Raw genomic sequence first — 14509 nt, 5'->3', positions numbered from 1 at the left:
ATCTATTGCGTCGCGGACTGAATTTGTATATAGTTATTCCCGTCTAAGTCACAATCCGTATTGCCGCATTTTCCAGCCGGGCTGATCCGGCTTGTCCGGAATCCCTCATTAAGATAGATTTCCCCCAGCTTCAAGCATGCCGGCACAGCGCAAGGAATCGCGCTATGCTTGCCACAATGACGAATATGCGGCGAGGTGTGTTCTCGTGAAAAAATACGTTGTTGCTTTGATGCTGAGCGCCATTCTCCTGGGTGCGCTGTTCGCTGTCATATCCACGAACCGGAAGCCCGATGCGGTGCGGTTCGATGTGAATTACGTGTGGCATGTCGAGTACGATCCCGGCACCGGGACCGGGCTCCTCGTCCGCGGAAGCAGGATCGACCATATCAAGAATAATGTCCAGGCACTGGTGCTGGCGCTGAACATGACAACGACCCGGGACGATCCGGCGCGCAGTCAGGGCGAAGGAGCGAGGTCCAGACTCCCGAGGATCATTCTGCAGAGGGTGGAACAGCAGACTGCGCGTGTCGACATCGCGAACGACCGATACCTGACCGAGAGCATGGGCTCGGCAGGGGCGCAGGACTTTCTCGCCGGGGTGACCTATACGCTCACGGAGAACCCCGGCATCAAGGCGGTCGACTTTGCGTTCAGGGCCGGCGAGCACGCGATGCCGGGTGTGTATACGCGCGGGGACTTCGCGGCGAACTACCAGATCGAAGCCGGCAAAAAATAAGGGGCCGGGGGTCAGTCAAATCGCAACTCCCGATAAAACGATGGTCATGCAGCTCACTCACTCAATCATTCTCGAAGGTCTGAACGCCGCGCAGCAGCAGGCGGTCCTGACCATCGATCGCCCGCTGCTCGTCGTCGCGGGGCCGGGCACGGGCAAGACCCTGACCCTGGTGCGCAGGATCGCATACCTCGCGCATCGGGGCGTGCGGCCCGAGAGCATCCTTGCGGTCACGTTCACGAACCGGGCGGGCCGCGAGATGAAGGGACGGGCGGAAGAACTTCTGGGGGACCAGGCATCGGAAATCTTCATCGGCACCATTCATCTGCTCGGACTCAGGGTCATCCGGGAAAGGATTGGCAGCGGGTTCACGGTCCTCGGCAGGGAAGAGCAGGCCGGGGTGCTGAAGACCATCGTCAAAGTGCCGGCAAAGAAGATGCTGGATATCGCAGAGCGCATATCGCGGGTCAAGAACGATCTCGAGCCTCCCGATGCCGGCCTCAGGGAAGTTCTGGCGCAGTATCAATCGGCATTGCAACGGCGCAGGGCCTTTGACTTTGACGACCTGATCCGCGTGCCGATCGAACTGCTGCAGGACGAGGCTGTCGCGCGAGACTATCGGGACCGGTTCAAGCACATCATGGTTGACGAGTACCAGGACATCAACCCGGCCCAATACCGTCTCGTGAGGCTCCTGGCAGGCTCAGCGAGAACGCCGTGTGTAGTGGGCGATGCGGACCAGGCGATCTATTCCTTCCGGGGCGCGGACCTCGGGAACTTCCTGAAGTTCGAGCAGGATTTTCCCGGAGCGGCCCGCGTGAACCTCATTGAGAACTACCGCTCATCAGGCGCCATCCTGAGGGCGGCGGACAGCGTGATCAGGAACAATCAAAAGCGCCTCAGGAAGGATCTCACGGCGACCCGCGACGCGGGGGTCCCGGTATCCGTTCTTTCCGTTCCCGATGACCGGGCCGAGGGAGCGGTCATCATCCGCGAGATCGAAGCGCGCATGGGCGGCACGAGCCATGAGCAGCACCGGAACACCGGTATAGACCGCTCGGCAACGGGCCGCACGCACCGGTTCTCGGATTTCGGCGTTGTCTACCGGACCAATGCCCAGGCGCGGGCGCTCGAACAGGCCTTTGCGGCTTCAGGCATACCTTTTCAGGTGGTCGGGAAGCGGGGCGGCAGTCAGCGGTCGGAGGTCGAAGAGATGGTCGCCTTTCTCAAGACCCTCGCTTCTCCCGAAGACGGCGAAGAAACGGGTCCCGATGGACCGGATTCGGCCGAGAAAGCGCTGCTGACCGAGGCCGATTTCTTCGACCCCCGGGCGGACGCGGTCACCCTTATGACCCTGCACATGGCAAAGGGCCTCGAGTTCCGCGTCGTGTTCATTGCGGGGTGCGAGGACGGCCTGCTCCCGTGCACCATCATGAAGGACGGCTCGGACAGCGAGGAGGAGAGGCGGCTTTTTTACGTCGGCATGACGCGCGCGAAGGAGGAGCTACTCCTGATCCATGCACGGAGCCGGTTCCTCTACGGCAAGGGCCTTGGCCCGAAGGCCTCGCCGTTCCTGGAGGAGATTCCGGAGGACCTGAAGGTGAGCAGGGTCGTCGCGGATAAGATAAGGAAGCGGAAGCCGGAAGACAAGCAGATGGGGCTGTTTTAAGACCTGCCCCGAAAAGCACGCGGGGTCCTTCAGGCCATCGGAGGTAAAGCATGAGAGGAAAACGGTATTCAAAATCCAGCAGTATCGCGGTCGTCCTGTTTCTGATCATTGCAGCGGTGTATGTCTTTTCCCAGGGGCCGGATCTCACCCAATACGAACCGCTGAAGTCTCCGCGCATTACGAACATGACAACGCAGAAGATGATCGTCGTGACGGCTCAGGGAGACCCGAACCGGGTCGCGAAAGATGCGTTCGGGCTGCTGTTCAAAACCTACTATAAAATCCCGGGGGTATCAAAAAAAAGGAAGCTGGCGCCGCGTGCGCGATGGACGGGAGACGCCAAGGACAAGTCCTCCTGGACCGGGTACTACGGCCTGCCGGTTCCCGCGGACATTGCAGCTCTGCCGGAGCAGGATGGTGCGTCCGGGATGATGGCGGAGCTGGCGACCTGGGAGTACGGAGACGTCGCCGAGATCCTTCACATCGGCCCCTACGGCGAAGAGACCCCGACCATCGAAAAGCTGCACGAGTTCATCAGGCAGCATGGTTACGAGATAATCGGGCCGCATGAAGAAGAATACGTGAAGGGGCCGGGGATGTTCTTCAAGGGAGACCCGAAGAATTACTATACCATCATACGATATCGCATCAGGAAACCAGCTTAAGCGGAGAGCATCCCGCTGGCCATACCGCCTACCCCTGCGTCTTCGCACCTCGCATGAGCGCAGCAATCGGATGTTACGAAAGGAATGTGGAAAATCGTCCCCATGCCGAGCCTGATCTCAATAGAGGATAAGTAGTTCACCCCGAGATGGATCATAGCATCGATCATCGTCAATGCCATCATCAACACGCTGATAGCCGTCATTCTTGCCCAGGAGATGGACGTCGTAAAAAATTATCTCGATGTTTTCTCGGTCCGCACGGGTGAGCGGCTCGCCTACCGGATCGACATTCCCGACAACCTCAGGAATTTCATGATCCCGCCGTTGCTCATCCAGCCCCTGGTGGAGAACGTCGGGTTCCACAGTAAATCTGGAGTTCCTCTATAACAGCCAGGGATATGATGACGCGGAAGCCACCGCATATTATGCGCTGAGACAGAACGCGAATGACCATTTTTTTGACGGCGGACTGCTGTCGGGCCTGTCTCAGATGACGCTGGCCGAAACGCTCAACACAGGATTGCCTTTTTTGAAACGGTATTACGTTATGGGGCAATTCCAGGTGCGGGAGATCAAAAGCGTGCTGGACGTCATTGTGAGATATATTTACGGACTGGAGGAGCATGCCGGACAGGCGTCGACAATCGTCGAGTGGCAGGTCTCGGATCGCATCCAGTTGTTTAACATCAACACTGCTGCCGTCGATCACGGCAGTCAAAACGAGTTCAACTCGCTTATCAATAAGAGTTTCATGGCAGGGATTGAAATTCACTTTTAACCTTTGATCCGCTGCCAAGCGCCGGCTCATGGGAGAGAATGTGGATTTCTCATTGACAAGGAGCTGCAGTTCACTTATATTTTTTTAAACATGATGCCGAATGACCTCCTCGCTGTTCAGCCTGTTCGCAAGGCGGCAGGGCATCTCATTGCCGTGGCTGTGGCAACGCGATGAACCGGTTCTGAACTATCGAGGGATAGAGAACACTCACCAGGCCGCGGAAGATCAGGTTCCGCGGTTTTTTGTTTTCAGAGGGCCTTTGCAGCCGCAGACTCGGTACCGCCTTGAGCGTTAACCGGCGTTGTTCCAGCGCAAAGAAAAAGGAGTTCCTATGAAGGATACCTTAAAACCCGGGATCGAAGCGGAGTTCACCTTTCGCATTCCCCCATCAAAGACCGTGCCCGCGCTCTATCCCGAGTCGCCGGAATTCCAGGAAATGCCGATGGTCTTCGCAACAGGATTCATGGTCGGCTTTATTGAGTGGGCCTGCATAAGGGCCGTAAATCCTCATCTTGACTGGCCGGAGGAACAGACCGTAGGGACGCATATCAATGTCTCGCACACCGCGGCAACTCCCCCCGGTGTCGAGGTGACGGCCCGTGTGAAGCTCGTCGAAGTGGACGGCCGGCGCCTGGTCTTCGAAGTGGAGGTGCACGATGCACTCGAGCCGATAAGCACGGGGACCCATGAGCGTTTCGTTATCAGCAAGAGCAGGTTTGATGAGAAGGTGAGCAGGAAGAAAGGCGCCTGATGCAAAAGGACAGCAGGGTAAGAGTGATCACCGCTCTCGCGACCCTCTATCTCGCATGGAGCTCGACCTATCTCGCAATACGGTTCGCCCTCGAAGGCTTTCCGCCGTTCTTCATAGCGGGGTTCCGGAACGTGCTGATCGGAGCGGGAATATACATCTATCTGCGGGCAAAAGGCGCCGCGGGACCAAGCCGGGCCGAGTGGGGAGGCTCGGCAACGGCAGGGGCTTTTCTGCTGCTCGGCGGGACCGCGGGCGTTGTGTACGCGGAGCAGTGGGTGGGCTCTGCCGTCTCCGCCCTGGTGCTGGCCACGACGCCGCTGCTGACCGTGCTGTTCGCGGGAATCTGGAGGCAGTGGCCGGAGCGGCGCGAATGGATCGGCCTCATGCTGGGCCTCGCCGGCATCGCGCTGCTGAACCTCGACGGCGATCTGCGCGCGCATCCCCTCGGAGCGGCGCTGCTCGTTCTCGCTGCCCTGTCGTGGTCCTTCGGCTCGGTCCTGAGCCTGCGCCTGCCCATGCCCTCGGGCATGATGGCCAGCGCGACCCAGATGTTCTCCGGCGGGCTGCTGGTGATGCTCGTAGGTACAATCTCGGGAGAGCGTTTGCCTGCCCATCCCTCCCTGCGTTCGCTCGGAGCGCTCATCTACCTTGCGATCTTCGGTTCGCTCCTGGGCTACACGGCCTACACCTATCTGCTGAAGAACGTCCGGCCCGCATTGGCAACCAGCTATGCCTATGTGAACCCGGTCCTAGCCATGCTGCTCGGCGTCTGGCTCGGCGGGGAGCATATGACGACGATTGGCCTCCTGGCCATGGCAATCATCCTTGCGGGCGTCGTGCTGGTCATTATTGGCCAAAGGCAAGTCAAGCCGTGAGCGCCCGTACATCAACTTCTCATCCGGACCTTATCACCGCACCTAACCCTGGCATCAGTAATATTTGATCAGCATCAGAATAAATACCCTCATTTTACTTGACAATTCGGGATCGTTAATTTAACATATCAACATTGCTTGATTTGATAAGTGGAGGGCGCATGCAGGACCTGGTCTCTTTATTCAAGGCCCTATCTGACGAGACGCGGCTACGGATCGTAAAACTGCTGGAGCAAGGCGAGCTTTGCGTGTGCGATATTGTTGCCGCGCTTGCCATGGCACAGTCCAAGGTTTCCTTTCACCTTGGTGTGCTGAAAGAAGCGGGGTTCATTCAAGACAGGAAGCAGGGGAAGTGGATACATTATCGCCTCAATGATTCGGATATGCTCAAGCGGCTCCTCATGCTGAGCGTGATCGAGAGAATTTCAGAGGATGCAATGAAGGAAGATAAGAAAAGACTAGCCCTGTTTAAAAAGGAGAAAACCGCAAAGGCGGTCATCACCAGTCTGCGCGGGAAGGCAGCCTGTTGCGGGAGATGACGCATGAAGCTGGCTATATTCGGAGACATCCACGGAAACAGTGAAGCCCTCAATGCCGCATACGAAGAGGTACTCCGCATCAACGTGGATCAAATATTTCACCTCGGGGACCTTGGGGGATATGCCCCCTTTGTAAACGAGGTTGCGGACTTCCTGATCGATCATGGAATTGCCGGGGTTCAGGGTAACTATGATGAGGCCGTGGCGAATGACCGTGAACACTGCGGATGCAAATATGAAGACCCTGTTCAGGAGCAGATGGCCACGCTCTCGTTTGAGTGGACAAAGAAGCACGCAACCGGGAGGACGAAGGAGTTCTTGAAGCATCTTCCGACGGAAATCAGCTTCACTGCAGACGGGAAAAAAGTCTCCCTCTTTCATGCGTCGCCGCGCAAGAACAATCTCTACTGGTATGAGGACCGGCCGGAAAAGTTCTTCAAAGAGATGTCCGACAAAACCGACGCAGACGTCCTGATCTATGGCCATACTCATAAGCCTTATCGCAAGGACATCGACGGGAAAATGTTCATCAATGCCGGGAGTGTCGGCAAGCCGAAGGACGGAGACCCGCGCGCGTGTGTTGCCGTGTTAGAGATCACGCCGGACTCGGTGGCCACGGACTTCATCCGGGTCCCGTACGATGTCGAAAAAACGGCAGCAGCTATCACAGCGGGCGGTCTGCCAATTTATTTCGCGGAGAAACTGAGACAAGGCAAGTAACGATGGGGAATGAAGGATGATGAGGCCGATTGCCGGCGGGGCAGAATGGTTCATTCGGTGTCCCTTAAGCTCAACTTGCCGCCTCCGAGGAGGAGCAGCATATGATAACCCCGGGGTTCACTCAGCAAAAAAGCAGACTCTATTCCTTTGCCTCCGCACTGGCGCTCATCACCATCGCATACAATATTGTTGAAGGCGTGGTCTCCGTTTTTTTCGGTCTCGAAGACGGCAGTTTGGCGCTCTTCGGATTTGGAGCGGATTCCTTCGTTGAAGTTATTTCGGGCATCGGAATCTGGCACATGGTGCGAAGGATCAGGAATAACGACAAAGAGGATCCCGACACGTTCGAGCAGACGGCGCTCAGGATAACGGGAGCCGGATTCTTTGTTCTGACGATCGGGCTGTCGATCACTGCTGCTGTCGACCTGTACCGGGGGCATAAACCGGATACTGCGTTCTGGGGCATTGTTGTGTCCGTCATTTCCATTGCCACGATGTGGCTCCTGGTCCGCTATAAAGTAAAAGCAGGGAGACAGCTCAATTCCGAGGCTATTTTATCCGATGCCGCCTGCACCCGCGCCTGCTTGCAGCTCTCAATCGTTCTGCTCATAGCAAGCGTTGGATACGAACTCACCCATATAAGCGGGATCGACTCCATCGGCGCATTCGTGATTGCGGGCCTCTGCTACCGGGAGGGAAAAGAGGCTTTCAAGAAAGCGAAGGCAAAAAGCCTTGCCTGCGTGTGCGGCGGGTCTTGCCGGGCGGGCGCGGCTGAGAATGAATAATTCATAGTCTAAGGACCAGAGGGAATCGATGAACGACACAGCGGCTAAAAGACTTTCTTTCCTGGACAGGTATCTGACCCTCTGGATATTCAGTGCAATGGCGCTGGGAGTCGGTCTCGGCTATTTCATCCCCGCAATGGAAAAACTTATCAACCGTTTTCAGATTGGGACGACCAATATTCCCATTGCAGTCGGCCTCATTTTAATGATGTACCCGCCCCTGGCGAAAGTAAAGTATGAGGAGCTCGGGGAGGTATTCAGGAACAAGAAAGTGCTTGCCCTTTCGCTCGTGCAGAACTGGGTGATCGGTCCGATCCTGATGTTTTTGCTGGCCGTTATTTTTCTGCACGATTATCCGGAATACATGGTTGGACTTATCATGATCGGCCTGGCCCGTTGCATCGCAATGGTCATCGTCTGGAATGACCTTGCATGCGGAGATACGGAATACGCCGCCGGCCTCGTGGCTTTCAATTCGGTATTCCAGGTTCTGTTCTTTTCCGTATATGCGTATGTCTTCATCACGATCCTTCCTGCATGGCTCGGGCTGAAAGGTGCGGTCGTACCTGTTTCAATCGGCCAGATCGCCGAGAGCGTATTTATCTACCTCGGCATTCCGTTCCTCGCGGGATCGGCAACAAGGTTCAGCATGGTGAGGGCCAAGGGTCGTCAATGGTACGAACAGGCATTCATTCCCAAAATAAGCCCACTGACGCTGATATTTCTCCTTTTTACGATCATCGTAATGTTCTCGCTGAAAGGCAACTACATCATCAGGCTTCCCCTCGATGTTGTAAGAATAGCGGTTCCGCTCCTGATCTATTTTGTGGCAATGTTCCTGGTGTCGTTCTACCTGGGGAAGAAGATCGGGGCGGACTATCAAAAGACGGCCACCCTGTCATTTACCGCTGCCAGCAACAACTTTGAGCTCGCCATTGCCGTTGCCGTCGCCGTCTTTGGACTTAACTCGGGGTCAGCATTTGCCGCGGTCATCGGCCCGCTTGTCGAGGTCCCTGTCCTGATAGGCCTGGTGAACGTTGCTCTGTATTTCCAGAAAAAATATTTTATCGTAGAGCATTGCAGGATCAGGGAATCAAAGCCCGTATGAAAAAGACATCACTTTCCGACAAAAAGAGGTGAGCGATGCAGACATTGAAGTTCGTGAAGAAGGAAATGCCCGGTTATGTTAAGGGCACCGTCAATTCATCCGTTGGCATGGTAAGTCGTGTCTCTTCCGACTGGGTACGCGCGGACTACTGGGGCATGATCAAGAGCCGGGTGAGCGCGTTCCGGATGAACTATCCGGTCCATCCGGGTTTGTACGCAATCGGAGGGCCGACGAAGGGTTCCGACGTCTTCGTCACCGCCAATTACAAACTGACCTTCGATATCCTGAGGCAATCGCTCAGGGGCATGGACGCCTGGGTGTTGGTGCTCGACACGAAGAGCATCAATGTGTGGTGTGCGGCAGGCAAGGGGACCTTCGGGACGGACGAGCTGGTGAAACAGATCTCGGAAGTGAAGCTCGACTCCGTCGTGAACCACCGTCGTATCATCCTTCCCCAGCTCGGAGCGGTCGGTGTGAGCGCGGCAGCGGTCCAGCAAAGAACGGGCTTTCGCGTATCCTTCGGCCCGGTGCAGGCCCGGGACATTCCCGCCTATGTCAGGGGCGGGTATAAGAAGACGAGGGAGATGGGAACGATAACGTTCGCGATGAGTGACCGGCTCATCCTGACACCGATGGAGATCAATCCGGCGATGAAGAGGTATCCCTGGTTCGCGGCCGGCGTGCTGCTCTTGTTCGGGCTCGAGCCCACGGGCCTTCTGTTCAGGCAGGCGTGGTTTGGCGGCCTGCCGTTCCTGGTGATGGGCCTGATCGCGGTCTTTGCAGGCGCCTTCGTGACGCCGGTCTTACTTCCTTTCGTTCCGTTCCGGTCCTTCGCGATCAAAGGGTGGATCATGGGACTGGCCATGGCCCTGCTCGCGATGCAGGTCTTCGGCATCGTCGATCGCGGCAGCATGCTTCTAATCGCTGCCGCCTACCTGCTTTTTCCCGCGTTCAGCTCCTATATCGCGCTCCAGTTCACGGGCTCCACGACCTACACGGGCATGTCGGGCGTGAACCGGGAGCTGAAGATCGGCATCCCGGTGTATCTCGGCACGGCAGTCGTTTCGGCCGTCCTCTTGGTGCTGTACAAGCTTCAGGAATGGAGGGTACTGTGAAATACCTCGCGAACGTGACAACGCTCAATTATATCGCTGACAAATGCGCCGGCTGCGGCAGGTGCGTCGAGGTCTGCCCGCGCGGCGTCTTCGCCATGCGGGACAAACGGGCCGCGGTCCTGGACCGGGACCTCTGCATGGAGTGCGGGGCCTGCGCCCTGAACTGCGAATTCGGCGCGATCACGGTCAGCTCCGGCGTCGGCTGCGCCTCGGCCATCATCAACAGCCTTATCAACGGCGGACCGCCGACCTGCGACTGCAGCGGCGGCAGTGCCGGAGGATGCTGCGGGTAAGAACTATCGGCATCGAATGCCGCACCCGGTCTCGCAAAAGATGCAAAAGTACGCAGAACAGCAAGACCCGGTCTGATTCTCGTCCATGCTATCGCCTCAACCCCGTCCTGCACATGAACTTGCAAGTCATGCGATCCGCAGCGTTACCGGCCGCTGTCGCAGCGTGGTGCGCAGCGGCATTCGACTGTCCCGGGTTTTGAGGTCACGATGCGAATCCGGTAGCCGGCCTCGAGGCCGCGCTCTTCCGGCCCGTGGTGCGGGTTGCACCCGTGCAAAAAGCAAAAGGCCTGTCAGATCTGACAGGCCTTCTGGTGTTCCTCATGTATGGCTTTTGCCGCCCGGTATAATGAAATGGCGGTATGCAGTCATGTGCTGCTCATGCTGCTACTTCGTGGTGGGAGCTGCCGGCGCTGCTGCTTCCTGTTTGTGCTTCTTGACGTGCTTCGTCTTCTTGGCTTTCTTCGCCTTAGCGGGGGCCTTTTCCGATGTTGCCGGCGCCTTATCCGCCGCGGCCGGCGCCTTATCCTCAGCGAACGCAACGCCGAGGGTCAGGGCGAACGCCACTGCCGTGAACAGAGCGACTATCCTTTTCATAGGGATTCACCTCCTTTCCGGTTTTGCTGTCTCATATTATGAGACACGGCCGGATTAAGAAGGTTGAATGGGAAATATAAATGTGATGGCGCTGAAGGGGGATGCGGGACCGGGACGGGTCTCATCCCGCCTCCGTCAAGATGGACAATGGAGCCATGCTTTTTTCTCCCCGCGAGCGCTTTCTTCACCGGAGGGAACGCGTCTAGGTCCGTGCGCGGCGAATGGTGGCAGCCTCTTTCGTTGGATGCACGTTCGGGAACGCTTTACTCAGGCTTGTACCAGTTCCTTCCGCGCTTCATCTCCTTCTTCACGGTGGGGAATGCGTCAAGGTTCGTATGGGGCAGGAAGAGGGCGGACATGTACTCGTCCATGAAGCTGCGCGACACGGACAGCTCGATGTAGGTCATCTTCTTCGCGATCTCCTCGGCCTCATGCCGGAGCCGGTCGCAGAGGAGCGCGTAGTAGGCCCCCATGATCGAGGTGTTTCCGAGGAACTGAAACTTGTTCACGGGCATGTCGGGCAGCATGCCGATGGTGATCGCGCGCTCCACGTCAATGTAGCGTCCGAATCCGCCGGCGATGTAGAGCTTCTGGATGTCGTTGAAGGTCATTCCCATGTGCGACAGCAGCGTGGCGAACCCGGCGTAGATGGCGGCCTTGGCCCGGATGAGATTGTCCAGGTCAACTTCGGTGATCACGATCTCCTTGTTGACGGCGCTCTCGACCCGCCACGAGAGAACGAACTCAAGCCCGCTCTCGCCCCGCCGGATGCGCTTGGACTTGATCTCCTCCCTGATCTTGCCTTTCTGGTCGATGACCCCGTTGAGGTACATCTCGGCAAGGGCGTCGATCATTCCGGACCCGCAGATGCCGATCGGCTTCGTGTCGCCGATGACCCGGTAGTTCACCTCAAAGGTCAGGGGATCGATCTCGACCTCCTCGATCGCGCCTTCCATGGCCCGCATGCCGAACTTGATGCCGCTCCCTTCGAAGGCCGGTCCGGCCGAGCACGCCGCCGTCACGAGCCATTCCTTGTTGCCGAGCACGATCTCGCCGTTCGTACCGATATCGATGAACAGCGATACCGGGTCCTGTCTGTGGATCTGGGACACGAGCACGCCGGCGGTGATGTCGCCGCCCACGTAGCTTGCCACGTTCGGCATGGAATAAATGATCGCCTGCGGGTGGATCTGGAGACCCACGCTCTTGCCGCGGATGAGCGGGAAGAAGGTCGCCGCCGGTATGTAGGGCTCCTCGCGGATGTTCGCGGGATCGATGCCATAGAAAAGGTGCTCCATGGTCGTGTTGCCGGCAACGACGATATAGTCGATCATGCCCGGGGAGACGTTGTGTTTTTCCGCCAGCTCGGAGAGCATCGCGCCGATGTTGTCCACTGCCAGCGCCTGGAGCTCCTTCAGCCCGTTGCGTTCGGTCGCATAAACGATCCTCGTGATCACGTCGTCGCCGCACTTTGTCTGGCTGTTGTAGGTCGAGGCGGTGCCGACGACGTGGCCGTTCGACATGTCCACGAGGTACACGACGATGGTCGTCGTTCCGATGTCCACGGCAGCTCCGTAGCGGCTTTTCGTAGCATCGCCCGCATAGATGTCGAGCACCTCGAGGACCTCTCCCATACTGAATACCGAGGCCGTCACCTTCCACTTCCCCTCGCGCAGCACATGGGGCAGTTTGCTCAAGACCATGTAGTTCAGGTGAAGGTGCCCGGCGTTGAAACCGGCGCCGTCGAGTGCGCGGCGAACGCGTTCGAGATCGGCGATGTTGTCATCGATCGTCGGCTGACTGATCTCGAGATAAATGCGGTTGATGCGGGACTCGAGGCAGCCGCCCGCCTGCTTCATGAGCCTGAGCAGTTCCTCCGTGTTCGCGCCTGTCGCGATCTTGTGCTTCGCCTGCATGCGCGATTCGGGAGGGATTTCCACGGTGAGTCCGCTCTTCACCTGGGAGACGCAGGCGAGAGCGTACCCGCGGCTGGCCTCTTCGGCGGTCAGGAACGACCGGGACTTTTCGCTCTCGATCTTCCCTTCCTTGATGATGACCTTGCACTTGCCGCAGTTGCCCTTGCCGCCGCAGGACGAGAGCACGTACAGGCCCGCCGCTTTCACGGCCTTGAACAGGTTTGTACTGTCGTCGACGTCAACGGTGACGTTGTCCGGGAGAAAGGTGATTTTATGTTTCATGGGCTGAATATAACAGGGACCGTGAGGGGGGTCAAGGGGATTGTAAGCGGAGCACGCACAGGGATCCGGATAAAAGCGCTCTGCCGGTCATCCTCATGCCGAATGACAACCTGTCCTCATTGACAGGGGAGCAGAAATCTACTACACTGGAGCCGCTGGGAGGGGGTTGGATGCGGTTACCGATGGCGTGCTCGCTAGTGCTTCTTGCCGTGATATTCTCCGCCTGCGCCTCGGCTCCGCCGCCGGGGCACGTCAGCGGCTATTCCTTCCCGGTCGCGGACAAGGCCGCGAAAACGGCGCTGGCCCTCGTCGGCAGGCCCTACAAGTTCAAGGGGGACAGCCCCCAGGGGTTCGACTGCAGCGGACTCGTCCGGTACAGCTACCTGACGGCCGGGCTTGACCTTCCCCACGGCACCGCCGCCCTCAAACAGAGGTCCTCCCCCATATCCTTCCGCGACATCCGCAAAGGCGATCTGCTGTTCTTCACCCAGTACGGCAAGAAGTATTCCCATGTGGGCATCTCAACCGGCCAGAACGAATTCGTACACGCGCCGAGCAGCGGCAAGACCGTGCGTGTCGACAGCCTCGACGATCCCTACTGGAAGGACCATTTTCTCGGCGCCCGAAGGCTGTGACCGAGAACCGGTTCTCTGACGACCTTCCTCCGAAACAGTGCCGCATACTCCCCAAAAAAGATCCTGCCCTTCTTCCTGAGCGACAAGGCGCTATCCTCAAACCAACATGAAAAGCACACAGCCTGTCACTGCCAGGCCGCGAAGAGCACGAAGGAGACCAGGTTATTGTAAAAGGGGAATCTGCAGGAGATGCTTTCTGAGTTACTCTGAGGCGGGTTCTTTACTTCTTCTGCTTCTTTGCCGACTTTCTAACCTCGGCCCGGAGGGCCTTCTTTTCCTTTGACTTCTGCGCCACGCCGCTCCAGAGGCCGTAGAGCAGGACCTGCACGAGGAGGACCGCGGCGAAGCCGACGTGGATGCCGTATCCGAAGGAGGCGGCCATCTGGTTCGCGGCCTCTTCGATCCTGCGGTAGAGCATGAGCATGTTCGTCATTGCCGTGATGAACGTTACCGCTGCCCCGGCGACGACGCCTTCAAGGATGGCCTGGCCCTGGGTGGTGTTCCCGATCCAGAGCCCGGTGCCGATGCTGGTCAGCAGCGCGATCAACCCGAGGAGGATGAGGCCGTCGGTCCCCATGAGCCAGGGATGGTCGCCGCGCAGGAGCCGGCCGACCGTGTCGACCCCGAAGTTGCCGTAGAGGCTCTCGAAGCTCTGGCCCGTGGTGGAAATGAACAGCGCCACGAGCAGGGTCTCGGCAGAGAACTTGATGGCAAAACTGACGGCGACGTCGGTGATGATCCGGCCCGGGGTGATATTCTTGAAGAGCGCCTTCGCGCCGGCCCTCATCTCCTCCCTTGCCTGGGACGGGGGGATCGTCTGCGACTTGCCGGTCTTCCTGCGTTCGAGGACCTCGTAGATGATCGCGTAGAGAATGGGGATGAGCGGGAAGACGCGGCTGGAGTACGTTTCCAGGTCGAACACCCTGCTCAGGGTGACCAGGCCGATGGCGCCGCCGATGGCTATGGTGAAGCTGAGGAACAGGTTTCCCATGGGTTCAGATTATATCACGGGGAGCATTGTAAATCCATCCTGAGTGCAGTTTTGTCCGGA

At 58.0% G+C, this 14509-nt stretch carries 17 protein-coding genes; 14 read left to right on the top strand and 3 right to left on the bottom strand.

The window, feature by feature from the left end; all coding sequences use genetic code 11:
• Positions 1-205: 205 nt before the first annotated feature.
• The 13 genes from VL197_10245 to hgcB all read left to right on the top strand — a co-directional run bounded on the left by VL197_10245 (position 206) and on the right by hgcB (position 10031).
• Positions 206-736, top strand: coding sequence for a hypothetical protein (locus tag VL197_10245; protein ID HUJ18359.1), 531 nt, complete (start codon positions 206-208; stop codon positions 734-736).
• Between the two features lie 46 nt (positions 737-782).
• A complete protein-coding gene (locus tag VL197_10240) occupies positions 783-2402 on the top strand; it encodes a UvrD-helicase domain-containing protein (protein ID HUJ18358.1) in 1620 nt (539 codons plus the stop codon).
• 50 nt (positions 2403-2452) lie between these two features.
• A complete protein-coding gene (locus VL197_10235; protein ID HUJ18357.1) occupies positions 2453-3067 on the top strand; it encodes a hypothetical protein in 615 nt (204 codons plus the stop codon).
• Between the two features lie 216 nt (positions 3068-3283).
• Complete coding sequence (locus tag VL197_10230; GenBank protein ID HUJ18356.1) at positions 3284-3454, top strand: hypothetical protein; 171 nt, start codon at positions 3284-3286, stop codon at positions 3452-3454.
• A gap of 103 nt (positions 3455-3557) precedes the next feature.
• Positions 3558-3845, top strand: coding sequence for a hypothetical protein (locus VL197_10225; protein HUJ18355.1), 288 nt, complete (start codon positions 3558-3560; stop codon positions 3843-3845).
• A 331-nt stretch (positions 3846-4176) separates the two neighbouring features.
• Complete coding sequence (locus VL197_10220; protein HUJ18354.1) at positions 4177-4596, top strand: thioesterase family protein; 420 nt, start codon at positions 4177-4179, stop codon at positions 4594-4596.
• Positions 4596-5471: a drug/metabolite exporter YedA gene (gene yedA / locus VL197_10215; protein HUJ18353.1), complete on the top strand. Its 876-nt coding sequence runs from the start codon at positions 4596-4598 to the stop codon at positions 5469-5471. Before VL197_10220 ends, yedA begins: the two co-directional genes overlap by 1 nt.
• 161 nt (positions 5472-5632) lie before the next feature.
• Positions 5633-6010, top strand: coding sequence for a metalloregulator ArsR/SmtB family transcription factor (locus VL197_10210; protein ID HUJ18352.1), 378 nt, complete (start codon positions 5633-5635; stop codon positions 6008-6010).
• 3 nt (positions 6011-6013) lie between these two features.
• A complete protein-coding gene (locus VL197_10205; protein ID HUJ18351.1) occupies positions 6014-6730 on the top strand; it encodes a metallophosphoesterase family protein in 717 nt (238 codons plus the stop codon).
• A 101-nt stretch (positions 6731-6831) separates the two neighbouring features.
• On the top strand, positions 6832-7515 hold the full coding sequence (locus VL197_10200) for a cation transporter (GenBank protein ID HUJ18350.1): 684 nt from the start codon (positions 6832-6834) through the stop codon (positions 7513-7515).
• A gap of 28 nt (positions 7516-7543) precedes the next feature.
• Complete coding sequence (gene arsB, locus VL197_10195) at positions 7544-8623, top strand: ACR3 family arsenite efflux transporter (GenBank protein ID HUJ18349.1); 1080 nt, start codon at positions 7544-7546, stop codon at positions 8621-8623.
• 35 nt (positions 8624-8658) lie between these two features.
• Positions 8659-9738, top strand: a complete 1080-nt coding sequence (gene hgcA, locus VL197_10190) for a mercury methylation corrinoid protein HgcA (protein ID HUJ18348.1) — start codon at positions 8659-8661, stop codon at positions 9736-9738.
• Positions 9723-10031, top strand: coding sequence for a mercury methylation ferredoxin HgcB (gene hgcB, locus VL197_10185; protein HUJ18347.1), 309 nt, complete (start codon positions 9723-9725; stop codon positions 10029-10031). The genes hgcA and hgcB overlap by 16 nt, the downstream gene beginning before the upstream one ends.
• 384 nt (positions 10032-10415) lie before the next feature.
• Here the strand turns inward: hgcB and VL197_10180 are convergent, their stop codons facing one another.
• Entirely contained in the window at positions 10416-10625 is a 210-nt protein-coding gene (locus VL197_10180) for a hypothetical protein (protein HUJ18346.1), read from the bottom strand.
• A 263-nt stretch (positions 10626-10888) separates the two neighbouring features.
• The gene (locus tag VL197_10175; GenBank protein ID HUJ18345.1) at positions 10889-12823 is read right to left on the bottom strand and encodes an ASKHA domain-containing protein; all 1935 of its coding nucleotides are present in this window, start codon (positions 12821-12823) and stop codon (positions 10889-10891) included.
• 182 nt (positions 12824-13005) lie between these two features.
• Here VL197_10175 and VL197_10170 point away from each other — a divergent pair, with 182 nt between their 5' ends.
• On the top strand, positions 13006-13458 hold the full coding sequence (locus tag VL197_10170; protein ID HUJ18344.1) for a C40 family peptidase: 453 nt from the start codon (positions 13006-13008) through the stop codon (positions 13456-13458).
• A 220-nt stretch (positions 13459-13678) separates the two neighbouring features.
• Here the strand turns inward: VL197_10170 and VL197_10165 are convergent, their stop codons facing one another.
• The gene (locus VL197_10165) at positions 13679-14449 is read right to left on the bottom strand and encodes a hypothetical protein (protein HUJ18343.1); all 771 of its coding nucleotides are present in this window, start codon (positions 14447-14449) and stop codon (positions 13679-13681) included.
• Between the last annotated feature and the right edge of the window lie 60 nt (positions 14450-14509).

The organism is Nitrospirota bacterium, assembly GCA_035516965.1.
Taxonomy (GTDB): domain Bacteria; phylum Nitrospirota; class UBA9217; order UBA9217; family UBA9217; genus MHEA01.
Note: the sequence above shows the minus strand (reverse complement) of the source record. Positions and strands in the feature narration are given on the sequence as shown.

Coding starts and splice junctions, on each gene's coding strand:
- VL197_10240 (HUJ18358.1), top strand. CDS start 783: ATGCAGCTCACTCACTCAATCATTCTCGAAGGTCTGAACGCCGCGCAG.
- VL197_10235 (HUJ18357.1), top strand. CDS start 2,453: ATGAGAGGAAAACGGTATTCAAAATCCAGCAGTATCGCGGTCGTCCTG.
- VL197_10230 (HUJ18356.1), top strand. CDS start 3,284: ATGGACGTCGTAAAAAATTATCTCGATGTTTTCTCGGTCCGCACGGGT.
- VL197_10225 (HUJ18355.1), top strand. CDS start 3,558: ATGACGCTGGCCGAAACGCTCAACACAGGATTGCCTTTTTTGAAACGG.
- VL197_10220 (HUJ18354.1), top strand. CDS start 4,177: ATGAAGGATACCTTAAAACCCGGGATCGAAGCGGAGTTCACCTTTCGC.
- yedA (HUJ18353.1), top strand. CDS start 4,596: ATGCAAAAGGACAGCAGGGTAAGAGTGATCACCGCTCTCGCGACCCTC.
- VL197_10210 (HUJ18352.1), top strand. CDS start 5,633: ATGCAGGACCTGGTCTCTTTATTCAAGGCCCTATCTGACGAGACGCGG.
- VL197_10205 (HUJ18351.1), top strand. CDS start 6,014: ATGAAGCTGGCTATATTCGGAGACATCCACGGAAACAGTGAAGCCCTC.
- VL197_10200 (HUJ18350.1), top strand. CDS start 6,832: ATGATAACCCCGGGGTTCACTCAGCAAAAAAGCAGACTCTATTCCTTT.
- arsB (HUJ18349.1), top strand. CDS start 7,544: ATGAACGACACAGCGGCTAAAAGACTTTCTTTCCTGGACAGGTATCTG.
- hgcA (HUJ18348.1), top strand. CDS start 8,659: ATGCAGACATTGAAGTTCGTGAAGAAGGAAATGCCCGGTTATGTTAAG.
- hgcB (HUJ18347.1), top strand. CDS start 9,723: ATGGAGGGTACTGTGAAATACCTCGCGAACGTGACAACGCTCAATTAT.
- VL197_10180 (HUJ18346.1), bottom strand. CDS start 10,625: ATGAAAAGGATAGTCGCTCTGTTCACGGCAGTGGCGTTCGCCCTGACC.
- VL197_10175 (HUJ18345.1), bottom strand. CDS start 12,823: ATGAAACATAAAATCACCTTTCTCCCGGACAACGTCACCGTTGACGTC.
- VL197_10170 (HUJ18344.1), top strand. CDS start 13,006: ATGGCGTGCTCGCTAGTGCTTCTTGCCGTGATATTCTCCGCCTGCGCC.
- VL197_10165 (HUJ18343.1), bottom strand. CDS start 14,449: ATGGGAAACCTGTTCCTCAGCTTCACCATAGCCATCGGCGGCGCCATC.